Genomic DNA, 26,340 nt, shown 5'->3' on the forward strand with positions numbered 1-26,340 from the left:
CAACATTCCTCCTTAGCTCAGCTGGTTAGAGCACATGACTGTTAATCATGGGGTCCTTGGTTCGAGCCCAAGAGGGGGAGCAAAAGCCTTGCAGCAATGCAGGGCTTTTCTGCTTTAAAAACGGCCTCAGAATGCGTTTCTGGGGCTTTTTTCATTACAACAAGCGGAAAAGCATTCACCGAAAAACGCAGGGAGAACAAGCTGAAAAACCAGCATTTTCACCCTATTTTTCCAAAGTGCGTGCAAAAAAAGCGGAGTTTTCCAAAAAAAGGCGGACAATACCGCAACAATCCCGAAGGAAACCCCAAACTTCTCGAAAATCTTTAGGTATTTATCTGGAACTCTTTAACACTGTGTTGTATTAAACAAAATGAAGAGCTTTTCTGCCGAAAGGTATTTGGGTAAAACGGTAAATGCCGACAATTTAAACGCAACTGATTTAAATACGAAAGCCTCATCATATTGGTAAGGCTTTCCCATATCCAATACTGGCAATTTCCCACCACAACCCTTATCTTAGCCAATGAAATGTTTTTCATACAGGGGCAAAACTTGACCGCCCAAAAACGTTCAAGCCAAAAATTTTATGTCAGAAGACCAAAAACAACTGCTGGAAAGCCAGCTCTGGAATATCGCCAACGTCCTCCGGGGCAAAGTAAGCGCAGACGATTACCGCGACTACATCCTGGGCTTTATATTCTACAAATACCTGTCCGAGCGACAATACCTATATGCTAACAAACTTCTGGAAACAGAGGAAGTGAAGGATTACCTGCAACTTACTGACCCCGAACTGCTGGATGCCATCAAAGAAGAATCCCTTCAACACCTGGGTTATTTCCTCAAACCTGAGGAACTCTTCGAATCCATGACAGCCAAGGGCAACGCCTCCACCGAGACGGACAGCAATTACATCCTGGAAGACCTCAAAGCCGTGCTCAACCACATCGAACAAAGCACCATGGGTACGGACTCCGAAGAAGACTTCAACGATCTGTTTTCTGACATTGATCTCAGTTCCAGCAAAATCGGACGTACCCCCAAAGCCCGAAATGAAGTCGTGGTACAGATTCTTAACCACCTGAGCAAAATCGACTTCAAGCTGGACGACATAGAATCCGACGTACTGGGAGATGCCTACGAGTACCTGATCGGAAAGTTTGCAGCAGGTGCGGGCAAAACCGCCGGGGAATTCTACACCCCACAGCAGGTTTCGAAGATCCTTGCGAAGATCGTAACCACCGGGAAGGACAAACTCAAATCCGTGTATGACCCCACGACGGGTTCTGGCTCCCTCCTCTTACGCGTGGCCAAAGAAGTAGAGGTCAGTGAGTTTTTCGGACAGGAACTCACCCGTACCACCTACAACCTGGCCCGCATGAACATGATCCTGCACGGCATCCATTACCGCAGGTTCAACATCGCGCAGGAAGATACGCTGATGCATCCACAGCATCTCGATTATAGATTTGAAGCCGTGGTAGCCAATCCACCATTTTCTGCCCACTGGAAAGGGGACGATCATCCCTTGTTCCATACGGACGAGCGCTTCTCACAATACGGCAGACTGGCTCCCAAGACCAAGGCCGACTTTGCCTTTATGCAGCACATGCTGTACCAACTGGCGGAAAACGGCATCATGGCCAGCGTTTTTCCACACGGGGTACTCTTCCGTGGAGGTGCAGAGGGTCAGATCCGGGAGTACATGATCAAAGAGATGAACGTGCTCGATGCCGTGATCGGACTTCCTGCTAACATCTTCTATGGCACCAGCATCCCGACCTGTATAGTGGTACTGAAGAAGTGCAGGGAGCAGGATGACAACGTGGTCTTTATCGATGCCAGCGGAGAGGGCAATTACATCAAAGTCGGCAATCAAAATGAGCTACGGGATGAAGACGTGGACAAAATCGTGCAGACCTACCGTGAGCGCAAGACCATTGACAAGTACAGTTACGTGGCTTCCCTGGCAGAGATCGCCGAAAACGACTACAACCTCAACATCCCCCGCTATGTGGACACCTTTGAGGAAGAAGAGCCTGTGGACCTGGACGCCACCGCAGCAGAGATACAGCAACTGGACGCAGCACTGAAAAGCAACGATGCCGTACTGAAAGCATTTTGTGAGGAATTGGGAATTAAATCGCCGTTTTAGATTAGACCTGCCAGGTTTTGAAAACCTGGCAGGTCTTAGTCTGAGTTCCTGCAAATATAAAAACCTGTATTTGCAGAAAATTAATTAAGTGCAAATATAATTTTCTATATTTGCAGATATTGAATTTTGTGCAAATATGATAGGTTATACTTGCAGCAAAACATAGGGAATGAAAGATATCAAGAACTTCAAAGCAGGTACTTGGCTAAAACAGATCGAATACAGGAGTTTTAGTCCCAATCACATCCATGAATCATGGGTGCTGAGTGACCCTGCTATTTTGACATTATTGAGTCAGGCTGACAGAAATCTGGGCAGATTGGATGCTTTTTCTGACTTGGTGCCGGACATTGATTTTTTTATCAAAATGCACGTCACTAAGGAAGCTACGGTATCCAGTAAAATCGAAGGAACACAGACTTCTTTTCAAGAGGCTTTGGCCAAAGAAGAGGATCTGGACCCGGAGCGTAGGGATGACTGGCAGGAGGTACATGCCTATATCGAAGCCATGAATCAGGCCATTCAGGATATGGAGAAGCTGCCTATTTCTACCCGTCTGATCCGAAAGACACATGCTGTGCTTCTTGATGGGGTTAGAGGACAAGAGAAGCTGCCGGGGGAATTCCGCAACAGCCAAAACTGGATAGGGCCTAGCTTAAAGCATGCAATATTTGTCCCTCCTGTGCACACGGAAGTGCATGCCCTGATGAGCGATCTCGAAAAATTCATCCATGATGATCACCTGCAGATCCCTCATCTGGTAAAGATTGCCATGGTCCACTATCAGTTTGAAACTATCCACCCTTTCTTGGATGGCAATGGACGGGTAGGAAGGCTCTTGATTACCTTGTATCTATTAGACAAGGGGCTGCTAAAATATCCTACCTTATACCTCTCCGATTACTTTGAACGCAACAGGAGGGATTATTATGACAACCTGATGCGCGTACGGGAAAAAGATGCCATGGGAGAATGGATCGCCTTTTTCCTAAAGGGGGTGATCGAGACCACCGCTTCCGGGATCCGTACCTTTCAGGAAATCATCCGCCTGCGGGAAAAATACGAGTTTCAGGAACTGATCAAGCTGGGCAAGAAACAGGGAGATGCCAAGCGCTTGATTACGGAACTCTACCGGCAGCCCATCGTGGATGTAGGGCAAGTGGAAAAGATGCTCGACGTCCACAACTCCACTGCCAACCGAATGATCCGTGACTTTCAGGACCTGGGGATTTTGGAGGAGCTCACCGGCTTCAAGCGGAATAGGATCTTTGCATTTAAGGAATATATCAACTTGTTTCGATAGGAATATGAAAGTAAGTAAAATAGCGAGCTGCAATACAAGTCCTGTCAGGTTTTGGAAACCTGACAGGACTACACTTGGGATAAGCTTTTGTGAGGAATTGGGAATTAAAACGCCGTTTTGATGATGGAAACAAGAAGACCGAAACTCAGATGGCCTGGATTTAACGAATTGTGGGAGAGGAATCGACTTGGTAAAATCTCCAAACTTTTCTCTGGTGGCACTCCAAGCTCATCCCAATCAAACTTATATGGTGGGGAGATACCATTTATTCGGTCAGGGGAGATTAACTCTACTACAACTGAATTATTTCTCACTGAAAAAGGACTCATGGAATCCTCTGCAAAAATGGTGAACAAAGGTGATTTGCTTTACGCTATTTATGGTGCGACTAGTGGAGAAGTTGCAATTTCAAAAATAAGAGGTGCAATCAACCAAGCGATCTTGTGTATCAGGCCAGATATCGAAAAAGAGTTTTTAAAGAACTGGCTGTTGGTGAACAAAGAAAAAATCCTGAACAAATTCCTTCAAGGTGGACAAGGAAATCTGTCTGGCGAAATTGTGAAATCACTTGAGGTATGTTACCCCTCCCTCCCCGAGCAGCAAAAGATCGCGTCTTTCCTTTCCTCGGTGGACGAGCGGATCGAGTTGCTGGAGCGGAAGAAGGAAAAGCTGGAAGCCTACAAAAAGGGCGTGATGCAGCAGATCTTCACCCAGCAGATCCGCTTCAAACAGGATGATGGGAGTGAGTTTCCGGATTGGGAGGAGAAGCGGTTGGGGGAGGTAGTGAAAGTTCAAGGTGGATTTGCCTTCAAAAGCGAAAAATTTAAACAAACAGGGATTCCTGTGATAAGAATTTCGAACATATCAAACAATAACAACTTCATTGAAACAGAAAACCTTGTATTCTATGACACAATTAAAAACGACGTGAATTTCACAATTAACAAAGGGGATCTATTAATTGCAATGTCTGGGGCAACCACAGGAAAATCCAGCATTTACAATCTAAACGATAAAGCGTACTTGAATCAGCGTGTTGGTCTGTTCAAAAGAAAATCAAAATCTCTTTGTTATGCATTTTTAATTCAATTCGTGTTTTCCACCATGTTTAAAAATCAGCTGAAATCATTATTGGTGGCAGGAGCACAGCCAAACATAAGTTCATCTGATATTGAAAGTATCAAAATATCTTTACCAGAATTTGAAGAACAGGAAAAAATCGCTGCTTTCCTGAACACAATTGACGAAAATCTTGAAACGCTTGACAGCCAGATCCAGGGCTTGCGCACTTGGAAGAAGGGGCTGTTGCAGCAGATGTTTGTTTGAATATGAAAAAAAAAGAAATTTTATTCTCAACTCTTCTTGGTATTTTACTCTTAGGAATGAGTTGGTGGTCATGGAATATTGAAGGAAAAGGAACCTTTAGCTTTCAGGTTTTATCAATACCATTTGGAATTTTTGGACTTTTAATGATCTTGAATCCATTCAAACCATTTTTAGAAAAATATAAAATTACAAAAGGTTTATACTTATTTTTGGAATTAACTGGAGCTATTGTTTTTATACTTTTATATGCTTCTACAATTTTCCTAAAAGTAATGTTCTCAATGATAATACCAATGATGGTATTGACAGCTTTGGGAGCAAAAACACTAGAATTTTTTGGTCTGAATAATGCGATCGAAATTGCATATTTTAACTCATTTACCCTAACGGCCATTGTTTTTTCTTTCAAAGGAAATGTTTTGATTAAAAAAATCATCAGGATTTTCGGAGGGAGCAAAGAAACAAGAGAAAGAGAACTACCGATAATCCAATGGCTTCTCAGTCAGGAGCAAATCAAATATGGGATATATGTGTTGTATTGTATTTTATTGATATTATCAACTAATCTAGAATTAATTAATGGTTTTAATGAAGACGAATCTCAAAAAATGATGGCTCTCACGCTTCAGTCATTTGCAGTTTTTTTGGCTTTTGAGATTTTGATTGAGAAAAGATATCTGTTAAAACCTTATAGTGAATTCATTGAAAAATTAAAAGATGGTTTTAAAGAAGCAAAAGGTAAACCTGCAGATGAGATTAATAAAGAAGACAAAAAGGAGAAATAAAAATCTCCTTTTTAATTTGACTTTTTACACCTTAAACCTATCCTTTTTCCAAAATTCAAAACCCCGAGAGGTGTTTAATCCCGTCAGGGCATTAACCCCGAGTCACCACTCGGGGTAAAAAAATGCATCCATCACCCCAAATCCTCCCAACCCCGATAGGGGTTGAATTACACAAACAACCACCTCCACCGTGAAAAATTCAACTCCTCCAGAGTTGGAATGACCAATCGACAAACCATCCAAATCCCCGAGTTTGCACTCGGGGCTAATAACCTGCGGTAGTAAACTCCTATCGGAGTTTTTACATGCCTCTAAAAAACATAATGAAAAACCAAATCGGAAATACCAAAATCCCACTAGAGGCTCAAACCCATCAGGCCATTAGCCCCAAAACCCGAAATCAGAGGAAACAAGCAACCACGTATCCACCATATTCCTACCCGCCATTCCTCCAAAACCCGGCAAGGGTTCAATCCCGCAAAGGTATTAGCCCCAAATCAGAGAAAGCAAACATTCCTCCAAACCCCGGTAGGGGTTCAATCCCGCAAGGGCATTAGCCCCGAGTCGCTACTCGGGGTAAAAAAATGCATCCATCCCCCCAATCTCAAAACTCCGATAGGAGTTGAATTAAAGGAGGTACCTAGGATCATATTTGACTCCGTATTCGTTCAAAATCATCACATACTCTTCTAAAAAACTAACCTTCTTATGGTGCGCTTCCTGATTTATGATATAATTTACGATATCACCAAGAGCTGAATACCCAAATGTAAACGCTCCATACCCTTCCTGCCATCCTTCAAAAGCATCAAAGAGGTTTTGGGATTTAATCATTTGGTTGGATGCCAGCTTCATGTCTTTCACCAAATTAGCCAAGGATATAGAAGGATGAAGTGAAAAAGCCAAGTGCAAATGGTCTTCTACTCCATTAATTCGATGGACGTGACAGTTTTTATTCTTCAATATCCCATACAAATAATTGAAAAGCTCTTTTCTCCCTTCTTTTCTTAAAGTGGGTTTCCTTAAATAGGTTGTCCAGATGACATGATAGTGTATAGAAGTGTATGTGCTTGCCATATATATGAACTTTGAAGGTTAAATCTAAAAATTCATATCCTATCAATTCGACAATTAAACGGTTATAATCGGATAAAATCAGATTCTGAATAATTCAACTCCTCCGGAGTTGGAATAACCAATCGACAAACCATCCTAAATCCCCGAGTTCTCACTCGGGGTAAAAAACGAATCTATACCCCAATCCCCCAACTCCGACAGGAGTTGAATTACAAAAACACGTATCCCCTCCGTGAAAAATTCAACTCCTCCGGAGTTGGAAAAACCAATTGACAAACCTTCCCAAATCCCCGAGTTCTCACTCGGGGCTAATAACCTGCGGTAGTAAACTCCTAACGGAGTTTTATTTAACCATATTAAAATCAAATATTTGTTTCAAAAGTACCTGGGTTATTAATTGTAAGATCTACTCTCAGATCATTTTTTTTATTCCTTTGCATTAACAGTACACGCCACGCTACCCACTTGAACAGCGTCCCAGGGCGTGGCTTTTGCTTTAAACCCGTCAGGTTTTGAAAATCTGACGGGTCTTTTTCGTTTGCGGTAGTTTAAGAGCTTTTTAAAAAAACCCTTTGTTTCGTTTATTTCGTTTACTAACTTTACGAAAACGCACAATCATTCCATCATGGCAACTTCCACAACTTCCAAAAAACCCACAGCAAAAGACAGATTAGCTGCCAAACAGTCGGTCGAATTGCTGAAAAGTATCACGGACAAAGCAACAAGCAAAGAGGAGCTGACTTTCCAAGTAGAAGGAACAAACATCAAGCTTCCACATTATGCAATTCGGCTATTGGAAAAGGTGCTGGAAGAAATGGCGGACGGAAAATCAGTAGCCATCACATCATTTGCTGAAGAACTAAGCACACAGGAGGCAGCGGATTTACTGAACGTATCACGCCCCCATTTGGTGAAATTACTGGAAAGTGGGAAAATCCCATTTAATAAGGTTGGTGCACACCGTAGGGTTAAACTGGAAGACATCAAAAAATACGAAACGGCCTTGAAAGAATCCAGACGCAAAGCTTTGGAAGAAATCGCAAAAGAGGCACAGGAAATGGATATGGGGTACTGATCTTTCCAAGGCATGATAAAAGCATTGTTGGATGCAAACGTCCTTTACCCTGCACCTATAAGGGATCTGTTACTCAGTTTGGCAGAGGAAGAACTTTTTAAGCCCTTTTGGAGCAGACAAATCCATGAGGAGTGGAAAAGAAATTTACTCGCAAACAGACCAGAGCTTGATCCTTTACGGATTGATCGGACGATCTTATTGATGGACACTGCTTTTCCAGATGCCAACGTGGAGGGATTTGAACATAGAATTCCCGAACTTTCGCTTTCTGACACGGATGATCGTCACGTCTTAGCCGCAGCTTTGGAAGCCTCAGCACATTTTCTCGTTACAGTAAATCTGAAAGATTTTGATTCTAAGGCTGGACAGAAATTCAACGTGGAAATAATCCACCCGGACGAATTTGTCGCCTTGCTAATTTCTGAAAATAAAGAAGCTGCTGCACAAAGCTTTGAAAGAATGGTTGCGAGACTAAAAAACCCAGCACAAAGCAAGCAGGAAACCTTGAAAACACTTGAGAATTGCGGCCTAATTGAAAGTGCAAAACTTCTCCGCAAAATGTAAAACAGCATTGCATGACGTTGGAAAGACATTCTACCCATACCAACACTTGGTTTTACGTTGATATTTCCACATCTTGCTTCAGGAACCGTTTTGTTTTGATCACAGAGGCATTTTTCATACATGACCACGCAACCCGAACAGGCTTTAGAAAATAACCTGGTGCAGCAATTGCAGCAGCTGGGCTATCAGAAGGTGCTGATACCGGATGAAGCAGCCCTGCTCAAAAACCTGAAATCCCAGCTGGAAAAACACAACAAAACCCAGCTGAGCGAGAAGGAGTTTGCCCAGATTCTGAACGCACTCAATAAGGGATCGGTCTTCGAGCGGGCCAAAATCCTCCGTGACCGTGTGGACTATACCGATGACAGCGGAGAATCCCGAACCATCGAACTGATCAACCAAATCCATTGGTGTCAAAATGAATTCCAGGTTGCCCAGCAGGTGACCATGGAAGGGAAGTACAAAAACCGCTACGACGTCACCATCCTGATCAACGGACTGCCCTTGGTGCAGGTAGAACTCAAGCGCCGTGGTCTGGAACTCAAGGAAGCCTTCAAGCAGACCAAACGCTATGGCCTCCACTCCTACGAAGCTGGTCAGGGACTGTTCCAATACATTCAGATCTTTGTAATCAGCAACGGCGTCAACACCAAGTACTACGCCAATAGCTCTTTCAACCAGCGCTCATTCAAGCAGACCTTTTACTGGACCGACAGCAAAAACAAACTGATTACCCAATTATCGGAATTTACGGACATCTTTCTGGAGAAATGCCACCTCTCCAAGATGATCACCAAATACATCGTCCTGAATGAGACCGCCAAGTCCCTAATGGTACTGCGCCCATACCAGTACTATGCCACCGAAGCCATCGTGGAGAGGGTCAAAACCTCCCCTAAGTACGGCTACATCTGGCACACCACAGGCTCGGGAAAGACGCTCACATCCTTCAAAACCGCACAAATCCTGACCAACCTGCCGCAGGTACACAAAGTGGTCTTTGTGGTGGACAGAAAAGATCTGGATACCCAGACTTCGCAGGAATTCAACAGCTTCAGCAAAGGCAGTATTGATGCCACCAGCAACACCAAGAAACTTGTGGAGCAGCTGAGCGGAAACGATAAACTCATCGTCACCACTATACAGAAGCTGGCCAATGCGGTGAACAAAAATGCCTACAAGTCCAAGATGGAGCCACTGCGGGACAAGCGCATTGTATTCATCTTTGACGAATGTCACCGGAGCCAGTTTGGGAAAACCCATGCCGACATCAAGGACTTTTTCGAGAAGTGCCAGATGTTCGGTTTTACAGGAACACCCATCTTTGAAGAAAACGCAGGTTCCAACGAATTTGGCAAACGTACCACCACCATGCTCTTTGGAGACTGCCTCCACAAGTATGTGATCACCGATGCCATCCGGGATGAAAACGTACTCAAGTTTTCCGTGGAGTACATCAGCACCTTCAAAAAGAAAGACCATATCTTCGACATCAATGTAGAAGCGATTGATGAAGAAGAAGTCATGAACGCCCCACAGCGACTGAACAATGTGGTGGACTACATCCTCACCCATCACGGCAGAAAGACCCACAACAGGACATTCACCGCTATTCTCTGTGTATCCAGCGTGCCCGTGCTTATCGAGTACTACAAGCTTTTCCAAGCCAAAAAGGAAGCAGGAGAGCACCAGCTCCGTGTGGCCACCATCTTCTCTTATGGTGCCAATGTGGACTTCATTGATGAAGACGTGGAGAATGCGAGTTGGGTTGGTGAAGACGAACTCTCCATGGCAGCAGATGACAAATACATTCCGCCTTATGGAAAAAAACACCCACGGGAATTTCTGGATGATTTCATTCTGGATTACAACCGTGAATTTGGCACCAACTTTTCCACCAAGGACAGCCAAAGCTTTTACAACTACTACAACGACATTGCCAAAAGGGTAAAGAACAAGCAAGTGGACATCCTTTTGGTGGTGAACATGTTCCTGACGGGTTTTGACAGCAAGAACCTGAACACCCTGTACGTGGACAAGAACCTCAAGTACCACGGACTGATACAGGCTTACTCCCGCACCAACCGCATCCTGGACGAACTCAAATCGCAGGGGAATATCGTGGCTTTCCGCAACCTCAAATCTGCCACAGACCAGGCCATTGCCCTCTTCTCCAATCTGGATGCCAAAGACGAAATCATCATGGCTCCCTATGAGGAGTACGTGCAGAAATTCAACGAAGCCTATATCGAGCTGCTCACCATAACGCCCACCGTCAATGCTGTAAATGACCTACCAGACGAAGAAGCCCAGCTGGAATTCATCAAGGCCTTCCGTGAGCTTATGCGCTTGAAGAACGTTCTGGGAACCTTCACGGAGTTTACGTTTGAAGATCTCTCCATGCCCGAGCAGTCCTTCGAAGACTACAAAAGCAAGTACCTGGACCTGTACGAGCGCAGCAAAGGCTCCCAGCAAAAAGAGAAAGTTTCCATCTTGAACGACATCGACTTTGAGCTGGAACTGATCCACCGGGACGAGATCAACGTGACCTACATTCTCAAGCTGCTGGCCAACCTGAAAGATGCCAAACCAGAAGACCAGGAGAAACAGAAGAAAGCCATCATTGACCTCATGGTGGGAGAAGCCCAACTCCGTAGCAAGCGGGAACTGATCGAGAAGTTTATACGAGAACAGTTACCACAAATTCAGGACACCGAAAACATCCCCGAAGAATTTGCCATCTTCTGGACCAAGGAGCGCATGGACGCTCTGAAAAGCCTCTGCGAGAGTGAAGGACTGGACTCTGATGGACTGGAAAAAGTGATCGGTGACTTTATCTACACCGAGAAAGAACCCCTGCGAGACGACATCATTGGCCTGCTCAAACAAAAACCCGCACTCAAGGAACGCAAAAGCATTGCCGAGCGTATCAAGGACAAAATCCTGGGATTTGTGGAGACGTTTATCAACGGGATTTCGGAGGCGGCTTAAGGGGTGGAGGTTTCTGAGACAAGACCACCCAAGATCGAAAACCAAAGATGTGGCAACACAAAATTTTTATACTTTTGCATGCTGTACCCTCTATAGGGAAGCCACAAATGCATGAAGAAAGAGTACACGGTCCCAGCAAACTTTAACGCCTTAGATTATACGTCGCACCTTAAGAAAAGTGACTTCAGAGAGGGTGTAACCGAAGCCATGCACTACATCCTCGACCACATCATCTCTTACCCCATAGATTCTGAAAAAGGTAAAGACATACTAGATGAACGTGGAGGGGTCCCAATTTACACGGTGCTTTTTAGAGATGTTGTTGGTAAAAACCGGGCAGACACTGCTCTTAAAATCCTCTTGAAACATGAAGTTATAGCTAGAAAAGTGGGGGCAAGCGCGTTCAAAAAGAGAGCTGCTATCTACGAACTTGGAAGCGATTTCCTGATGGGGCAAAAAAAAGTAGCTTCTGTAAAAACACACGTCAACATTAACAAAAATAAACATTTGGAAGCTTCTCTGGGAACAGACGTTGAGAACACGCCAGAAGATTTCCTGCCCCATTTGACCAAATTTCTGAAGGACGGGAAACTGGAAATCAACGCAGAAGCAGCAGACTTTTACATACAGATGGTGCACAGCCTTCTCTCTGCTCAGGCAAGGAAAATTGAAACAACCTACACCGGCAAAAAGAAGAAGGAGTATAAGACGAAGCTTCTCAGAAACGTCCACAAAACTTTCTCCCAGTATGCCGATGCCGCCATAAGGGTCAAAGAAAAGGGTGTTACATTTTCAAGATCCATTTCCAACCTAAGGTTCAACACGAGCCTGACCCAACTTAACCGCGAGTTGAGAAATTTCGTCCAATATGACGGAAAACCACTGGTTCAGCTCGACCTTACCGCATCACAGCCATTGCTTCTTCTTTATCTGTTGAAGTCAAAACCCTGGTCCGAGGGGGGCAAAACTTCATTTTCATTTGTACATGATCTGTTCAGACACCTTACAACAGACCTTAAAAAAAAATCATACCATATGTTGGAAACTTTTTATGAGGTGTCCGGTCTCGATGAAGATTTAAAGGCATTCGAGCAGCTGTTTGAGGGGGACTTCTATGTAAACTTGCAAAACGCGATACTGAAGAAATCTCCGCACACAATAGACGGTTTCAGAACAAGAGCGGCCACCAAATCATCGGTAATGTATTTGTTGTTTGAAGAGTTCACGATGGAAAAAAAAGGCAGGGACACTATCCCGATAAGTGTGTAAACTTCAAATTATGGTTTTATGGTCAGGTATCAAGAAGCCTGACCCTATCACCAAATATAAGCAGGAAACTGTTAAAAATAGCTCCCCAGTCTCTGATAGGCATAGTCCATTTTTTCGATGCTTCTCTTGCAGCGAGAAAAACAGACTTCATTACGGCATCATCTGTCGGGAAAGAGAGCTTGTTTTTGGTGTATTTTCTGATCTTTCCATTGAGATTTTCAATCAGGTTGGTGGTATAGATGATTTTACGGATTTCAGCCGGGTAATCGAAGAAAACGGTGAGTTCATCCCAGTTGTCCCTCCAGCTTTTGATGGCATAAGCGTATTTGGATTCCCATTTTTTGGCAAAATCGTTCAGGGCAGCCCAAGCAGCATCTTTTGTAGGGGCGGTATAAATTTCCTTCATATCCCTTGTAAACGCCCTGCGGTCTTTCCATGCGACATATCTACATGCGTTTCTGATCTGGTGGACGACACATATCTGAGTGACTGATTGGGGGAATGAAGCTTTTATCGTATCAGTAAACCCGTTCAGGTTGTCAGTTGCCGTTATGAGAATATCTTCAACCCCTCTGGCTTTCAGGTCGGTGAGTACCCCCATCCAGAAAGCCGAAGATTCATTCTTGCCAAGCCAAAGGCCTAGGATCTCTTTAAGGCCGTTAGTTCTGAGGCCAACGGCAATATAAACGGTCTTGTTGACCACTTTGGAGTTCTCCCTGACTTTGAAGGATATACCATCCATCCAAACGATCAGGTATACAGGGTCAAGCGGCCTGTTTCTCCATGCAACAATATCCTCCGCTACGGCACCGGTAACCCTTGAGATGGTGGAGGAGGAAACATTGATGTCATAAAGCTCCCGGATCTGTTCTTCGATGTCCTGGTTTGACATTCCCTTGGCATACATGGAAATGATCACGTTTTCAACGCCCTCCGCCATGCTTCTGCGTTTGGGCACAAGGGCAGGCTCAAAGCTGCCGTCCCTGTCTCTTGGGACTCTGATTTCAGCTTCCCCAAATGTGTTTTTTATTGTTTTGGTGGAATAGCCGTTCCTTGAATTGGGATTATCGGAATTCTGATGCTTTTCATAGCCAAGATGGGCATCCAGCTCGCCTTCAAGCATTTTCTCAACGGCTCTTTTCTGAAGCTGTTGAAGGAAGGAATTAAGCTCCCCGGCAGTCCTGAACTGCTTGAGGAAGTCATCATTTAGGAGATCTTCTTTTTTCATTTTTGTAATCTGTGTGTTATAAAGGTAAGAAATTGTCCACACACAGACCGGGGGGCGCCTACCGCGGGTTCCTCAAATTCCCTGTGCGATTTCTTCTAAATCACACAGAGAATTTCGAGGTTTAACTTTAACTTCGTAAGTAGTGAAACCAACTTACACAGTTTGTGTCATAGTCCCATGGAAAAAAAAGGCAGGTCAGCATATATAGCCTTTAGCATCCTTTTCCCCGCCATCACCAAAATCATGGACACTTTGAAGTCTGGCTCCAAAGAGTTTCTAGCACTTCTCTTGCAACGGCTTGAATCCGTTCTTATTCTCGACAAAATCTCCAAACAAATAGCCTACAAATTCCCAGAAGCACCTTTGTTCACCATACACGACGCTATCCTTACCACACCTGAGTTTGCAGCACTTGTAAAAGAAGAATTCAAAGAATCATTTGCTACCATAACAGGTCTCAAAGCACAGGTAAAAGAGTCACTGCTGGATGGAGCAGGCTTAAACGACACATTGGAAGAAAGCGCAAAAAAAGAACTTGAAAAAATTCGCAAGAAGACGAGGAAAACAAAGGTGTCCGAAAAACATGACAAGATGTTCCCCAAACTTGTCCAAGCCAAAATCCCAAGCTGGAAGGGCCAAACAGCCTTAACTGCTGTTGTTTGGGCTCAGGTAAAAACACTTCCTTTACAAAAGATCATTGCCGAACATTTGAACACTCTGAGCACTGGTGGCACAAAAGCCAAAGCAACCAACGCTCTGCCTATGATAAAGATTAACCACCCCATAGAAGTCAATGAATCCCTTCTGACAAACACACCTGTAAGACGCGGACAAATTGTTCCAATTATGGGTTTTGACATACCTTCAGTTGACGAAGAAGAGTAATGCTAAAGTAAGTTGTGAGAACAAGCGGTAGCTGTTCTTCCACGTCGACCACTTTTCGGCCTTCATCTTCTCAGAACAAACCGCCTGAGCCAAGAACGTTTGATAGCTAAGTCTGACAACTCACCACCATTTCAGCACGCACAATGTAAGGGTGCTGCTTGATGAAAAAAACGAACCTTGGTTTGTGGCTAAAGAAGTGGCAGATTTCTTGGACATAAAAAATTCAAGAAGAGCAATAACAAGCTTAGACGATGATGAAAAGGGGCTGTCCGAAAAGGGCAGCTTTTTTTATGCCGCTATTTTTTGATTTTGAAAATCCAATGCCATTACCAGTGATCTTTGATTAGAATTTTCCTTTGGAACGTAAAATACCGGCCGACTATTGTAGGGTTTATAACCCAAAGATGATTTTTTAGATAGTTTTAGTCCAGAGTGCATACTTTTAGCCACCATTTTTCTCAGATTATGGCCAATTGCCATCAATAAGAACTCTAATTCCACTTTTTCTAAACCAGTGAGTGTAAATCTGTTGAATTTATTATTGCTTTTCAGCTGGCCAAACGCAGCTTCCGCCTCTATTGGTCTTTTGCTCCTGTGTTCAAGCCCCTTTTTATTCATTAGTTTTTCCTTGGCCTGCTGTTTTAAGAAGTTTAACCTATGGTTCACTTCGATTCTTCTGTTACCTGTCGCTTTGTGGCATTGTGCTCTTAAGGGGCATCCTTCACAGTTTTTTGCCTGATAATAAGTTACTTGAGATACATACCCATTGCTTGAAGTGCGCTTTCCTTGTCCAACATTCTCCATCCGCTGTCCCATGGGGCATACGTAAAAATCTTGCGCTGCATTGTAGAAAAGATTTTGGGGAAGAAAAGGATTGTTCTTTGTCTTCTTCTTTTGCTCCATGTGGAAGTAATTGTATTTCACATAGGCATCAACTCCCTTTTTTTCAAGCATTTCATAATTCTCCTCACTGCCGTATCCTGCATCAGCTACTATCTCTTTACTTTGTTTACTATACGATTTTTCAAAACTGTCCAAGTGGGATTTTAAAGTGGTGGTATCCCCTGCTGTTTGGTGGATAGTAGCATGGGTAATGAATTGATTTTCAGTTGATATCTGAGGATTGTAAGCGGGTTTTAGTTGTCCGTTTTTCATGTGGTCCTCTTTCATTCTCATGAATGTGGCATCATGATCTGTCTTACTGTACGAATTTCTATCCCCCAAAATCTCCAGGTCTTTTTCATACTTCTCCAGCTTGGGAAGATGTTCTTCCTGAAGTTTTTGAAGCTCCTTAGCAATCTTCTTTGAAGGCTCTTTTAGCTTTTTATTTATGGCTGAAAGCCGCTCCCTTAATTCTTCAGAATCAATTTTTTTAGGCAATTCTTCTTGATTAACTTCTTGATTATCTGATAGGATGCTTTCTTCGATATCTGATAAAACACTCTTGATCTTACCTTCTAACCTTTCTTTGTGCTTTTCAACTGTCTTACGCCAGACAAAAGTGTACTTATTGGATTTTGCTTCAATCTTGGTTCCGTCAATGTATTGTACATCAAGGCTTACATATCCCATCTCAACAAGCATTTTTACCACTTCGGCAAACAATGTCTTGATGGAGTCTTTTAAGATTTTACCGCGGAAATCGTTGATGGTTCTGAAATCGGGGGTTGAGTTTCCTGAGATAAACATGAAATGTATGTTCTCATTAAGTGCTTTGGCTATTTTCCTACATGAATACACATTGGATAAATAGCTGTAGAACAGCACTTTAATCATCATTCGTGGATGATAGGCTGATGTACCGCCTCCCTTGTACCTCTTTATAATATCACTGATATCCAAAGAGTTAACCACAGTGTCAACCAATCGAGCAGGGTGGTTATCAGGGATTTTATCAAAAATATTTGCCGGAAATAATTCTGGACAATTGCCAGTCTGATTTTTAAAAACTACCTTAGACATTGTTGTATTTTGTTCAACTCTAAAATAATAATTTTAGAGAAAATCAACAATAAAAAAAGGGTGTCTCGACTTTTCGGACACCCCCCTGATGGTATGCAAACAGTTACAATTATTTCAGAATCTGGGCTTTTCGAGCTTGTTGGAAAATCAAGAAAACCTGAAGCAAAAGCCTTTAGAAAATGGGTGAACAAGGAAGTTCTTCCAACAATCCGAAAAACAGGAGCTTACATGACACCACTGCTTGGGAAGACCATTCTCAGAATCAGCCATTGAAACCAAATAAGACAACCACTGTCACACTTTCTCAAATCCTTCCATAGCCTATTTGAAATGTGGAGGCAAAACGGCATCTTGCGTTACTTTTGAAACCCCATGAAACAGCACACCCACACATTCATTCTCTGTACTATAACGCTATTGCTGCTTTTCACAACTTGTAACGGAAAAGATGATTCAAGCCACCTCTATAAGGAGGGTTCAATTGTAGCAGAAAGAGTGCTTGTACCCTATGGCTATGTACGAGAATCTACTACTGCTGGGACTTGGCAGCACTACTTACAAAGCTTGAAGTTGCTCCCACACGGTAGCGAAGTTTTAGACTTTCAAGGTCGTCCAATCTCAGACCAGCGGAATCATTTTGCAGTCATGGATATCGATGTCGGTACCAAAGACCTGCAGCAGTGTGCAGATGCCACGATTCGACTCAGGGCGGAGTATCTGTATCAGCGCAAAGAGTTTGACAAAATCAAATTCCAGTTTACCAGCGGACACAGTTACGCCTGGCTTGACCACGCCAAAGGGATAAGAGCCGAAGTCAAAGGCAACAAAGTGGAATTCAAACAAACCTCCACATCGGATGACAGCTATCAGAACTTCCGACGGTATCTCGACATTGTGTTCATGTATGCCGGTACAATCTCCTTAGAGAGAGAATTGACCAAAGTCAACCGTGGAGGCGATTACCAGATCGGTGACGTGATCGTTCATCCTGGCAGTCCGGGACATGCGGTTATCATTGTGGACCGTGCCAAGAACAGCAAGGGAGAGTATATCTACCTGCTCGCCCAGGGTTACACTCCTGCACAGTCCATACACATTGTCAAGAGCCATGACAGAGGAATTTCCCCATGGTTTGACCTCCCAAAAAAGCTACCAATCTGGCACGAACGGTTTTTCCTTAAAAACCCGCAGATCAGGAGGTTCAGCTAAGCTAGAACACACAACACATTTCAAATTCAATTGTATATGATGGAACACAACGACATCGAACGTATCGTTGGCAATGGGCATACACCGAACCAACATGAAAATTTCAACCCTAAAAAACCTAACCACAAAAGCTGGTGGGCACAGCAAAGCATTTTGAACAAGGTGGGAATTGTTATCCTTGCTTTTGTAGCCCTGTACGTTATCACGGAAATCCTGAATCTTGCAGAGCGGTTATTCTACCAAATTTATCAGGTGGGCATTTGGGTGTTCTGGATTGTCGTAGCTATAGTGGTCATCAGCTCACTCTTTAAAAAACGTTGAAATTGATAAAAAAACTCGCTCTGGCTAGCGAATTTCGGGGTTTTTCCTTATATTATTGTAAGGGGTACATGCTCCGAAACCAAAACTTTTTCAAGCCATGGCGAACACATTTTTCGTCACATTTCGATGGAACAGAGGTGATCAATCTGTTCTCATCATCAGTCCTGAATACCGAGATATCGAAGACGCAGGCGTGTTTCTGGACGAAACAGTTGCACGGCTTTCTAAAAACCATGAGTTCTATCAGGAAGACGATGCAGGCTGGAAGTACCGAAGTGAAGCTTTCACCTTAGAACTTGTCAAAGAAAGTGCCTACAATGGCATTGCCCAAGAGAAGTTCGATGACGGGGTTTTCGAAGCTTGCTTTCGGCTTCTCCAAGAATTTGTGACATGCAGTAACAGTAAAGGGCGGGATTGATTCTCGCCTTTTCTTTTTCCAAAATACGGCTGCAAAACGCAAATGTGTAAGAATAATAGGGTACCACCCCCATAACCTTCCCCCGGGTCTCTTCAAGCCAACGGCTACCCCCCACCTCCAAGACCTAAAAACCCATTTTATCTTCCTACCCCCCAGGAAATCCAGTGTTCAACCATTAAACATTGGAGTAATATGCATCTACGCGTTTCGAAACGTTCCCAAGCTCGCATAAGAATTGCGATGCAGGGTCCAAGCGGTTCAGGCAAGACTTACTCTTCCCTGCTGCTTGCTTATGGTTTAGTCGGAGACTGGTCCAAGGTAGCCGTCATCGACACCGAAAACCAAAGTGCTGACTTGTACGCCCATCTTGGAGGGTACAATGTCATTTCTCTTGGGGCGCCTTACACACCCGAGAAGTATTTGGAAGCCATCCAGCTTTGTGAATCTGCTGGTATAGAAGCCATCGTGATTGACAGCCTGTCCCACGAGTGGGAAACCCTGCTAGACATTCACAGTGGCATGCCTGGTAACAGCTTCACCAATTGGGGTAAGATTACACCTCGCCACAACAACCTCATCAACAAAATCCTGGCATCTTCCGCCCACATCATCGCCACAGTCCGCAGCAAGCAGGATTATGTGCTCACTGAAAAGAACGGAAAGCAGGTACCAGAGAAGGTTGGTCTGAAAGGTGTGCAGCGTGACGGCTTAGAGTACGATTTCACCATTGTATTCGAAGTCAACATCAAACACTTTGTTACTGCTTCCAAAGACAGGACTGGGATGTTTGTTGGACTGCCAGATTTCAGAATCACCGCAGAAACAGGGGAAATGATCAGGGATTGGTGTCAATCTTCTGCATCAAATCTGGATGAGGAGCCAAGCGATTTTGTAGAGCTCATCAACTCCTGCAAAAGCCTTGATCAGCTGTACAAATTGTACAACGAAAACCCAGGCCTACAAGAGCTCTATAAGGAAGAGTTTGTCGCCAGAAAAAGTCAGTTGTTAACCAAGCCAAAATTCATGTCCAATGGAACTCATGCGCATTAACAACACAATGGAAGCACTGGACATCTCCCATGTGGAGGTGTCCGCTCCACCTTTTCTGGAAGCCAACACTTCTGAGATTGCACTGCGGGAAATCAGGGAAAAGCATGTGATACCAGTGTTTCTCAAAGACAACGAGCCGACAATTTCCCAAGTGGAATTTGTGGAGGTTGTCGCAGAAGCTGCCAGAGATGTCTTTGGGTTAAGTGCCACACCTTCCCCTAAGGTGAGGGTTTCCCCTCCGATCAAAGGCAGGACTTATGAAGCGAGACACAAAAAAGCGCATGACCTGCTTCCTCATGAAAAAACCATCTATTACGAAAGGATGGCTTTCATGCTGACCATTCCTGGCATCACCGATGAAATCAACGGGAATCTGCTTGAGCTGACTGTGGGAGGCGTCAAAGCTTACAACTTGGACAACCTGAACAGCATCAAAGGTTCACCCGAGCATTTCAAAGTGTTTGTCGGTTTCAGAAACTTTGTCTGCACCAATCTCTGCGTTTCAACTGATGGCGCGAAGCTGGACATGCGTGCCAAGAGTTTGGAAGATCTGTACCAGCAGGTATTCCTGCTCTTTCAGGACTATGATGCAGTGAAGCAACTCAGCCACATGAACCAGTTCACAGGTTACTATCTGGAAGAGCGCCAATTCGCACAGATTATCGGTCGTGCAAGGCTGTACCAGTTTCTCCCAAGAGAGCTGAAAGCTGAGGTGCCCGAGCTGCTGATCAATGACACGCAAGTTTCGAGAGTTGCGGAATGCTATTACAGTGACCCCAACTTTCAACGTGGTGAAAATGGCAGTATCGACCTGTGGAGGTTTTACAATCTGATGACTGGGGCGGTCAAGCACTCGTATATTGACAAGTACTTGGAACGTGGCGTCAACAGTTTCGACTTCACACGGCAGGTACAGGAGGCCTTGGAATCACCATCACACAATTTCTGGTATTTGCGTTGAACCCGAAGAGCTCGCCCCTAAAAAGGCGGGCTTTTCACATTTTAAACAAACATGACAAATCTAATCTACGAGCTGAAGCTCAGCTATACACCGAAGGGCCACGGAAAAGACCTTCAAAAAATCAAATCGTCTCAGGACGCTTTCAGAATTCTGCACGGGATATTTGACCAGGACCTCATTGCCGCAAGGGAAGAGTTTGTGGTTTTGTATCTGAACCGCGCCAATCAGGTCATCGGCTATCATTGTGCATTTCAAGGAGGAGTTTCTTCTGTGGTATGTGATCCAAAAATCATTCTGGCTGTAGCACTCAAGTCGCTTGCAACAGGATTGATCCTTGCACACAACCATCCCTCAGGAAATCTATATCCCTCAGAAGCTGACATCTCTCTCACAAGGAAAATCAAAAGCGCTTGCAAAGAGATGGACCTTGAACTGCTTGACCACATCATTCTCTCTCCTGATGCACGGTATTACAGCTTTGCGGATGAGGGGAAAATTCCCTAGATTTGGTCAAAACTTATAAGAGCGAAGTTAACGAACGTCGCCCTTGATTTTGAAAAAAAAACATCATTCACAGGCTTTCGCGTGCAAAAAGCGTGCAAAAACGACCGCAACCCTCTCTCAACCATTTGATTTACAGGAAGTAAGAAAACGAAACCACACTTCTGTTAATCATGGGGTCCTTGGTTCGAGCCCAAGAGGGGGAGCAAAAGCCTTGCAGCAATGCAGGGCTTTTTTTGTTTAAGGCAACTCTAGAAACCATTTATTTTTTTCAATGCAATAGTTGACTAACTTAGTCTTTTATTGAGCTGTAATAGTGATGAACAAACAACTACTAATTCTAAGCAATGATTTACTTTCAGAGTACTTGGAAAAAGCACCGAATGGTTTAAATCCTGCTTTTGAAGCATTAAAAGACGCCGAAATCTCAACAGACAGCTTCAGTTTTTACACCTCTGTATCCTCCGTATATAGTAGCAAAATAGAAGGAGAAACTATCGAATTAGATAGTTACGTTAAGCACAAGAAATTCGGCATTGAGTTTTCACCTGATTATACAAGAAAAATAGACGACCTGTACGACGCCTATACCTTTGCAAAAACCAATACACTTAACAAAGAAAATATTGCCCAAGCTCATGCATTGTTGAGCAAAAATATACTTGCGAAAAACCGACAGGGGAAATACCGCACACAAAACATGTATGTATCCACTCCTGATGGCCGTATTGAATATGTAGCGGCCACACCTTTTGAATTAGAGGCAGAAATGGAAAAGTTTTATACCGATTTGACGCTACTACTTAAAACAGAAATGTCTATCGAAGAAGCTTTTTTTTATGCCTCAATGATTCATTTGGTTTTTGTCAAAATACATCCTTGGAATGATGGAAACGGCAGAAGTGCCAGATTAATAGAAAAATGGTTTTTAGCAGAAAAATTAGGGGATAAGGCCTGGTTTGTACAAAGTGAAAAAATGTATTACGACCAACATCAAACCTACTACTCAAACATCAGACTTTTAGGCTTAGAATACTCTGCATTGGATTATACTAAAGCACTTCCTTTTTTACTGATGCTTCCATCTTCTGTTTTAAATGGATAGAAAAACGGGAGTTCTTCGATAAGCCGCCAAGAAAAAATCCTCAGGCCGAAACCAAATTTTATTAACCAACAATTTACATTCAATTTAAAATCACTTTCGCTAACTTCGGGTTATTGTATTTTCAAAAAATTATTCATCGATATGGAAAAACTCTACTTTTTCAGTGGCTCCATTACCACTTTTTTCATTATCCTTTTGATGAGCAAAAGAGATAAAGCGGTTTATGATTGGCTTTTAATTTCGTGGTTTTCGATCATCCTGTTCCACATCTTTGTTTTTTACCTATCTGCCAATAATCGCTTTTCATTCTCATTAGAACTCAGCAGCGCGGCCGTTTTTCTCAATGGTCCGGTTTTATGGCTTTATACAAGGAGTTTATTCGAAAAAAGAATTTCATGGAAAGAAGTCGTTCCCTAAAATCCGCAGGATTTTAGTTTGGAGATTTGAATCTGCTTGTTTGTGTTCATTTTTGGTCTAGTTCGGGAATTTCTTCCCTTTGATTGAAGAGTGTTCATAGTTTTGAGACAATGGATTTTAGGTTTGAGGATAAAATGGACGGTTTTTTTCCTCAATTTTAATGGAAAAGGCATACCTCTTCCCTGTAAATCTTTATTTTTTGAGCTCCTGAGGGGTTTTTATCTGAATTTAGTTCAAAATCGGCTTGTAATCCTTACTCGTGAACAGTTTGAGCACTTCTCTTCTTCCCGTTCTTATCCACTTGGCTGAAACAGTGATAAATCTGAAGATAAACTTCTTGAGCCTGTCGGTAGGCTTAAGCCAATCAACTTTTCTGGAATACTCTCCAATGATATAGGTGTAAAAATTGGCATACATAGCCGTCATAAGCATAAAGGAGGTATTCTCTGCAAGGAACGAACAGGGCAACTTAGACCAGCCAAAGTCATTGTTGAGTACATCAAACAAGCGTTCGCTTGCACCCCGGGCGTTATAAAACCTTACAACAGCTTCATTGGACGATGTATGTTCATTGGTCAGAATAGCCCTGTAAGTAAATGCATCTCCACTAAACACATCTGCCTGCCCGTCTTTACGCCTGATTCTGGTAATGACCAGCCTGTAAGACCTGTCTTTACCGAAAGGTTTGTAGTCGGATAGGTCAGTAACTTCCATTTCCTGTACACCCAAACGTATTTTCTGCCACTTCTCAGGGGCTATACTTCCAAGGATATTATCCAGTTTGGCACATCTGTTTGCCCGTATATAAAAGCTTTCGGTATGTGCTTCCAGTGTGCGGAGAACTTCTTCCTGATAGGATGCTGAATCGGCTCTGAACCTTCCGATACGGATATTTTCATTGGTAAGCTGCCCAAACATGCGTGTAAGTGTATCAGCCTGCAAATATTTGGCCTGACTGTTGCCATTTCTGCCCTCTACGTACACAGGAATGGCCTGTGAAAATTCAGGATGTGCTATGGAAGCTACACCTGGCTGATATCCATAGACGTGTTTATATGTCTTTTTTGAATCGTACTTTTCAGTTGGAATGACGGTGTTGTCATAATCGAGGTCGTAAGCAACACCTGACTTGAGTAATCCGGTCTTACAAGCTGATTTTAACAACAAGCTGTTGAGTTTTCCATTGATATTAAATTCATGGCTTACTCCACTGGACGGATTTATAAAGAGTTCTGTATCAACAGCAAGCTCTTTGATACCTCTCAGAATTGTATCGGCACTGCATACTGAAAATGAAGGGACCTGTTCAAGTGCGTCTCTCAAGTGAACATTGATATCTTCAGTACAGTCGCCACCATTAAAGAAAATAGCCATATGATTGGCGAAAATGTCACTGTATGAAAACCCTCCCCTTAAGGCTCTAACCCCCAATTGATTATCAATGAGTTCTGGGAGACCAGAATTTTTGAAAGAGTTAAAAACAAAATTAAAACCTCCGAAAGGTGTGATTTTTTCTGTCGAATTCGTAATTTTCATACCGCTTATCAAGGATGTGTGGTAACACCTAAATAAGTGAAAAAAAACGAGCCGGAAAAGCCTGAATTGAATAAATTCAGCCACTTTTTCGGCTTTTTTTAAATCCGCCCTGCGGATTTAAGGCGTTCACTTTTTGCCATTCGTTATAAACCTGGCCATCATTGCTCCCTATGCGCTTCAAAATACGCTGGCTCCTTTTTCTGATTTTACCCGTACTATTCTTGCTTGGGCAAAACTAGGGAGTATATTGATTTATTGCCTTTGGTCAATTCATACGATCAACAAAACCCTGAGATTTGCAGAGGATAATTTTTCTAACATCGAAAGTCAACATTTGGCGTGGTTAAAAATGGCTTTAAAATCTGTACTCTTTTTGTGGTTTATCGGATTTTTTAGTCAGCTCGCAGTGATCACAAACCTTTTTAAACTGGATCTGGCCAATGAAGACCTATTCATCAATATCGCAGTAAGTGTCTTGGTAATTTATATGGGGTATTATGGATTTAGACAGGCTCCAGTTTTTCTGGGGGGATCCCTTTCCACATTTGCTAAACAAGCCGGAAGTGAACAAGAAGTTATGATGGAAAAATATCATCATTCATCACTGGATGAAGCCTTGGTCAAACAGTATGCAAAACTTTTGGAGGAATTAATGGCTGAAAAAAAACCATATATAGATCCGGAATTGAACCTATCCAAATTGGCAACTGAACTTAACCTTAGTAACAATCAACTTTCCCAAGTCATCAATCAGTTTTACAAAAAGAATTTTTATGAGTACATCAATTCATACAGAATTGAAGCGGTAAAAAATAGGTTAGCCAATGGAGATCATAAAAACACAACGCTTCTGGGGATTGCACTTGAGGCTGGCTTTAACTCTAAAGCAACATTTAATCGGTTTTTTAAAAAGTACACGGGACAAACGCCTTCGGAATATCTCAAGGAGCAAAAAACATAAATAAAAAAAAATTCGGATCAAATCGGTTTCATCCTACCTATTGCAACGCCTAAGAAAAGTCTGCCCTCAATATTTGTGCCCTAAAAAAGCATAAATAATGAATCAAAAATTGTATTTCCGGAACCTCGATGGGCTAAGGTTCCTTGCGTTTTTTTATGTCTTCATGTATCACTGTTACTTCGCAGTTCCAGAAATCGGAGAAAACAATACTATTTATTTGGTCTTCCACAAATTATGGGAAAATGGAGATTTAGGGGTTAATTTCTTTTTCACCCTTTCAGGTTTTTTGATCACCTATCTTCTTTTAGTGGAAGAAAAGGTAAATGGTGTCTTTTCAATCAAAAGCTTTTACTGGAGACGAACCCTTAGGATTTGGCCATTGTATTATGCAACATTGGTATTTGGTTATCTCATTTTTCAACTGCTTCTGGATTTGGTAAATGCGGGAATAGAAGAGCATTCAAATATCTGGTACTATGTCTTTTTTCTTGGCAACTTCAATAGCATCATTAACGGCGATCCTCTTTCAGGCAGCTTGTCAGTACTTTGGTCCCTGGCCATTGAAGAACAGTTTTACCTTTTTTGGCCTATCTTATTACTTATTTTTAAAAGGTCAAGATTGCTCTTATTCATTGTGTTGATCATCATATCCCTGGTATTTAGAGGAATAAACTACCAGGACCACACATTGATTTTTTATCATACATTCAGTGTAATGTCTGATTTGGTAATTGGCGCTTGGCTAGCCTGGTGGAGTTTTACAAAAAGTCTTAAACAGGAAGAAAGCAATTCACTTCCCAAAAAATACAGCGTACTTATTTATCTGTTAGGCCTTACTTTGATCCTTTTTAGAAAAGAATTGTTCGTAGGTCCGGTAATGGTGATACTTGAGCGTTTGATATTCTCCATATATTTTGCCTTCATTATTTTCGATCAAACATTCGCCAGGACATCACTTTTTAAAATTGGAAATTTTGAAAAAATAAGCTTTTGGGGCAAGTTCACCTATGGGCTCTATTGCCTGCATATCCCTGCTATGGTGTTTACTGAGGGTTTTGCAATGATGGGTGGAATCCATGAGTCATCTTGGTGGGTATTTTATGGCAAAACCATTTCCACTTTTCTGCTTAGCCTGATATTCTGCCGATTATCCTTCCGCTTCTTAGAAAGTCCCTTTCTAAGGTTGAAAGAGGCTTCTCCCACACAATTTTTGAGGCAAAAAGTAAGCTAGGCAGGCATTA

The 26,340-nt window shown here is 42.8% G+C and carries 25 protein-coding genes and 1 tRNA gene; 22 read left to right on the forward strand and 4 right to left on the reverse strand.

What is annotated here, in order from left to right; all coding sequences use genetic code 11:
* Positions 1–6 precede the first annotated feature (6 nt).
* From BC751_RS20715 to BC751_RS20740, 5 genes are all read left to right on the forward strand, one after another.
* A tRNA-Asn gene (locus tag BC751_RS20715) sits at positions 7–80 on the forward strand.
* A gap of 506 nt (positions 81–586) precedes the next feature.
* Positions 587–2,155 (forward strand): type I restriction-modification system subunit M, encoded by a 1,569-nt coding sequence (locus BC751_RS20725; RefSeq protein ID WP_130277262.1) that lies wholly within the window; start codon positions 587–589, stop codon positions 2,153–2,155.
* A gap of 169 nt (positions 2,156–2,324) precedes the next feature.
* On the forward strand, positions 2,325–3,458 hold the full coding sequence (locus tag BC751_RS20730; protein WP_130277263.1) for a Fic family protein: 1,134 nt from the start codon (positions 2,325–2,327) through the stop codon (positions 3,456–3,458).
* A 120-nt stretch (positions 3,459–3,578) separates the two neighbouring features.
* A complete protein-coding gene (locus BC751_RS20735) occupies positions 3,579–4,784 on the forward strand; it encodes a restriction endonuclease subunit S (RefSeq protein WP_130277264.1) in 1,206 nt (401 codons plus the stop codon).
* Positions 4,748–5,569, forward strand: coding sequence for a hypothetical protein (locus BC751_RS20740; protein ID WP_130277265.1), 822 nt, complete (start codon positions 4,748–4,750; stop codon positions 5,567–5,569). The genes BC751_RS20735 and BC751_RS20740 overlap by 37 nt, the downstream gene beginning before the upstream one ends.
* 627 nt (positions 5,570–6,196) lie before the next feature.
* Here the strand turns inward: BC751_RS20740 and tnpA are convergent.
* Positions 6,197–6,646, reverse strand: coding sequence for an IS200/IS605 family transposase (gene tnpA / locus BC751_RS20745; protein ID WP_130277266.1), 450 nt, complete (start codon positions 6,644–6,646; stop codon positions 6,197–6,199).
* A gap of 625 nt (positions 6,647–7,271) precedes the next feature.
* Here tnpA and BC751_RS20750 point away from each other — a divergent pair.
* The 4 genes from BC751_RS20750 (at position 7,272) to BC751_RS20765 (ending at position 12,545) form a co-directional block, all read left to right on the forward strand.
* The gene (locus BC751_RS20750) at positions 7,272–7,721 is read left to right on the forward strand and encodes a helix-turn-helix domain-containing protein (RefSeq protein WP_130277267.1); all 450 of its coding nucleotides are present in this window, start codon (positions 7,272–7,274) and stop codon (positions 7,719–7,721) included.
* 12 nt (positions 7,722–7,733) lie between these two features.
* Positions 7,734–8,285: a PIN domain-containing protein gene (locus tag BC751_RS20755; RefSeq protein ID WP_207226930.1), complete on the forward strand. Its 552-nt coding sequence runs from the start codon at positions 7,734–7,736 to the stop codon at positions 8,283–8,285.
* Between the two features lie 120 nt (positions 8,286–8,405).
* Positions 8,406–11,276 (forward strand): type I restriction endonuclease subunit R, encoded by a 2,871-nt coding sequence (locus BC751_RS20760; RefSeq protein WP_130277268.1) that lies wholly within the window; start codon positions 8,406–8,408, stop codon positions 11,274–11,276.
* A 111-nt stretch (positions 11,277–11,387) separates the two neighbouring features.
* Complete coding sequence (locus BC751_RS20765) at positions 11,388–12,545, forward strand: hypothetical protein (RefSeq protein ID WP_130277269.1); 1,158 nt, start codon at positions 11,388–11,390, stop codon at positions 12,543–12,545.
* A 22-nt stretch (positions 12,546–12,567) separates the two neighbouring features.
* On the opposite strand, the gene BC751_RS20770 is transcribed toward BC751_RS20765, so the two are convergent.
* On the reverse strand, positions 12,568–13,773 hold the full coding sequence (locus BC751_RS20770) for an IS256 family transposase (RefSeq protein WP_130277270.1): 1,206 nt from the start codon (positions 13,771–13,773) through the stop codon (positions 12,568–12,570).
* Between the two features lie 177 nt (positions 13,774–13,950).
* Between BC751_RS20770 and BC751_RS20775 the strand changes: the two genes are divergently transcribed.
* Together BC751_RS20775 and BC751_RS22740 are read left to right on the forward strand one after the other, a co-directional pair.
* Entirely contained in the window at positions 13,951–14,658 is a 708-nt protein-coding gene (locus BC751_RS20775; protein WP_130277271.1) for a hypothetical protein, read from the forward strand.
* Between the two features lie 151 nt (positions 14,659–14,809).
* Positions 14,810–14,965: a BRO family protein gene (locus tag BC751_RS22740; RefSeq protein WP_207226931.1), complete on the forward strand. Its 156-nt coding sequence runs from the start codon at positions 14,810–14,812 to the stop codon at positions 14,963–14,965.
* Here BC751_RS22740 and BC751_RS20785 read toward each other — a convergent pair.
* A complete protein-coding gene (locus tag BC751_RS20785) occupies positions 14,947–16,620 on the reverse strand; it encodes an IS1182 family transposase (RefSeq protein WP_130273766.1) in 1,674 nt (557 codons plus the stop codon). The two genes, BC751_RS22740 and BC751_RS20785, sit on opposite strands and share 19 nt — an antisense overlap.
* A gap of 9 nt (positions 16,621–16,629) precedes the next feature.
* Between BC751_RS20785 and BC751_RS20790 the strand changes: the two genes are divergently transcribed.
* The 9 genes from BC751_RS20790 (at position 16,630) to BC751_RS20830 (ending at position 22,602) form a co-directional block, all read left to right on the forward strand.
* Positions 16,630–16,893, forward strand: a complete 264-nt coding sequence (locus BC751_RS20790; RefSeq protein ID WP_242617557.1) for a BRO-N domain-containing protein — start codon at positions 16,630–16,632, stop codon at positions 16,891–16,893.
* Positions 16,894–17,115: 222 nt separating this feature from the next.
* On the forward strand, positions 17,116–17,829 hold the full coding sequence (locus BC751_RS20795) for a DUF4846 domain-containing protein (RefSeq protein ID WP_165389872.1): 714 nt from the start codon (positions 17,116–17,118) through the stop codon (positions 17,827–17,829).
* A 36-nt stretch (positions 17,830–17,865) separates the two neighbouring features.
* The gene (locus BC751_RS20800; protein ID WP_130277273.1) at positions 17,866–18,150 is read left to right on the forward strand and encodes a hypothetical protein; all 285 of its coding nucleotides are present in this window, start codon (positions 17,866–17,868) and stop codon (positions 18,148–18,150) included.
* Positions 18,151–18,247: 97 nt separating this feature from the next.
* A complete protein-coding gene (locus tag BC751_RS20805) occupies positions 18,248–18,568 on the forward strand; it encodes a hypothetical protein (protein ID WP_130277274.1) in 321 nt (106 codons plus the stop codon).
* A gap of 192 nt (positions 18,569–18,760) precedes the next feature.
* A complete protein-coding gene (locus BC751_RS20810; protein ID WP_130277275.1) occupies positions 18,761–19,618 on the forward strand; it encodes an AAA family ATPase in 858 nt (285 codons plus the stop codon).
* The gene (locus BC751_RS20815; RefSeq protein WP_242617558.1) at positions 19,608–20,579 is read left to right on the forward strand and encodes a DUF3871 family protein; all 972 of its coding nucleotides are present in this window, start codon (positions 19,608–19,610) and stop codon (positions 20,577–20,579) included. Before BC751_RS20810 ends, BC751_RS20815 begins: the two co-directional genes overlap by 11 nt.
* 51 nt (positions 20,580–20,630) lie before the next feature.
* The gene (locus BC751_RS20820) at positions 20,631–21,083 is read left to right on the forward strand and encodes a JAB domain-containing protein (protein ID WP_130277276.1); all 453 of its coding nucleotides are present in this window, start codon (positions 20,631–20,633) and stop codon (positions 21,081–21,083) included.
* A 316-nt stretch (positions 21,084–21,399) separates the two neighbouring features.
* Positions 21,400–22,185 (forward strand): Fic family protein, encoded by a 786-nt coding sequence (locus BC751_RS20825; protein WP_130277277.1) that lies wholly within the window; start codon positions 21,400–21,402, stop codon positions 22,183–22,185.
* Between the two features lie 141 nt (positions 22,186–22,326).
* Complete coding sequence (locus BC751_RS20830) at positions 22,327–22,602, forward strand: hypothetical protein (RefSeq protein WP_130277278.1); 276 nt, start codon at positions 22,327–22,329, stop codon at positions 22,600–22,602.
* A gap of 228 nt (positions 22,603–22,830) precedes the next feature.
* Here the strand turns inward: BC751_RS20830 and BC751_RS20835 are convergent, their stop codons facing one another.
* Positions 22,831–24,138, reverse strand: coding sequence for an IS1380 family transposase (locus BC751_RS20835; protein WP_130273823.1), 1,308 nt, complete (start codon positions 24,136–24,138; stop codon positions 22,831–22,833).
* A 133-nt stretch (positions 24,139–24,271) separates the two neighbouring features.
* Here BC751_RS20835 and BC751_RS20840 point away from each other — a divergent pair, with 133 nt between their 5' ends.
* Positions 24,272–25,099 (forward strand): helix-turn-helix domain-containing protein, encoded by an 828-nt coding sequence (locus tag BC751_RS20840; protein WP_130277279.1) that lies wholly within the window; start codon positions 24,272–24,274, stop codon positions 25,097–25,099.
* Between the two features lie 97 nt (positions 25,100–25,196).
* The gene (locus BC751_RS20845; protein WP_130277280.1) at positions 25,197–26,330 is read left to right on the forward strand and encodes an acyltransferase family protein; all 1,134 of its coding nucleotides are present in this window, start codon (positions 25,197–25,199) and stop codon (positions 26,328–26,330) included.
* Positions 26,331–26,340 lie beyond the last annotated feature (10 nt).

The sequence above is a fragment of the Cecembia calidifontis genome (genome assembly GCF_004216715.1).
GTDB classification, from domain to species: Bacteria; Bacteroidota; Bacteroidia; order Cytophagales; family Cyclobacteriaceae; genus Cecembia_A; species Cecembia_A calidifontis.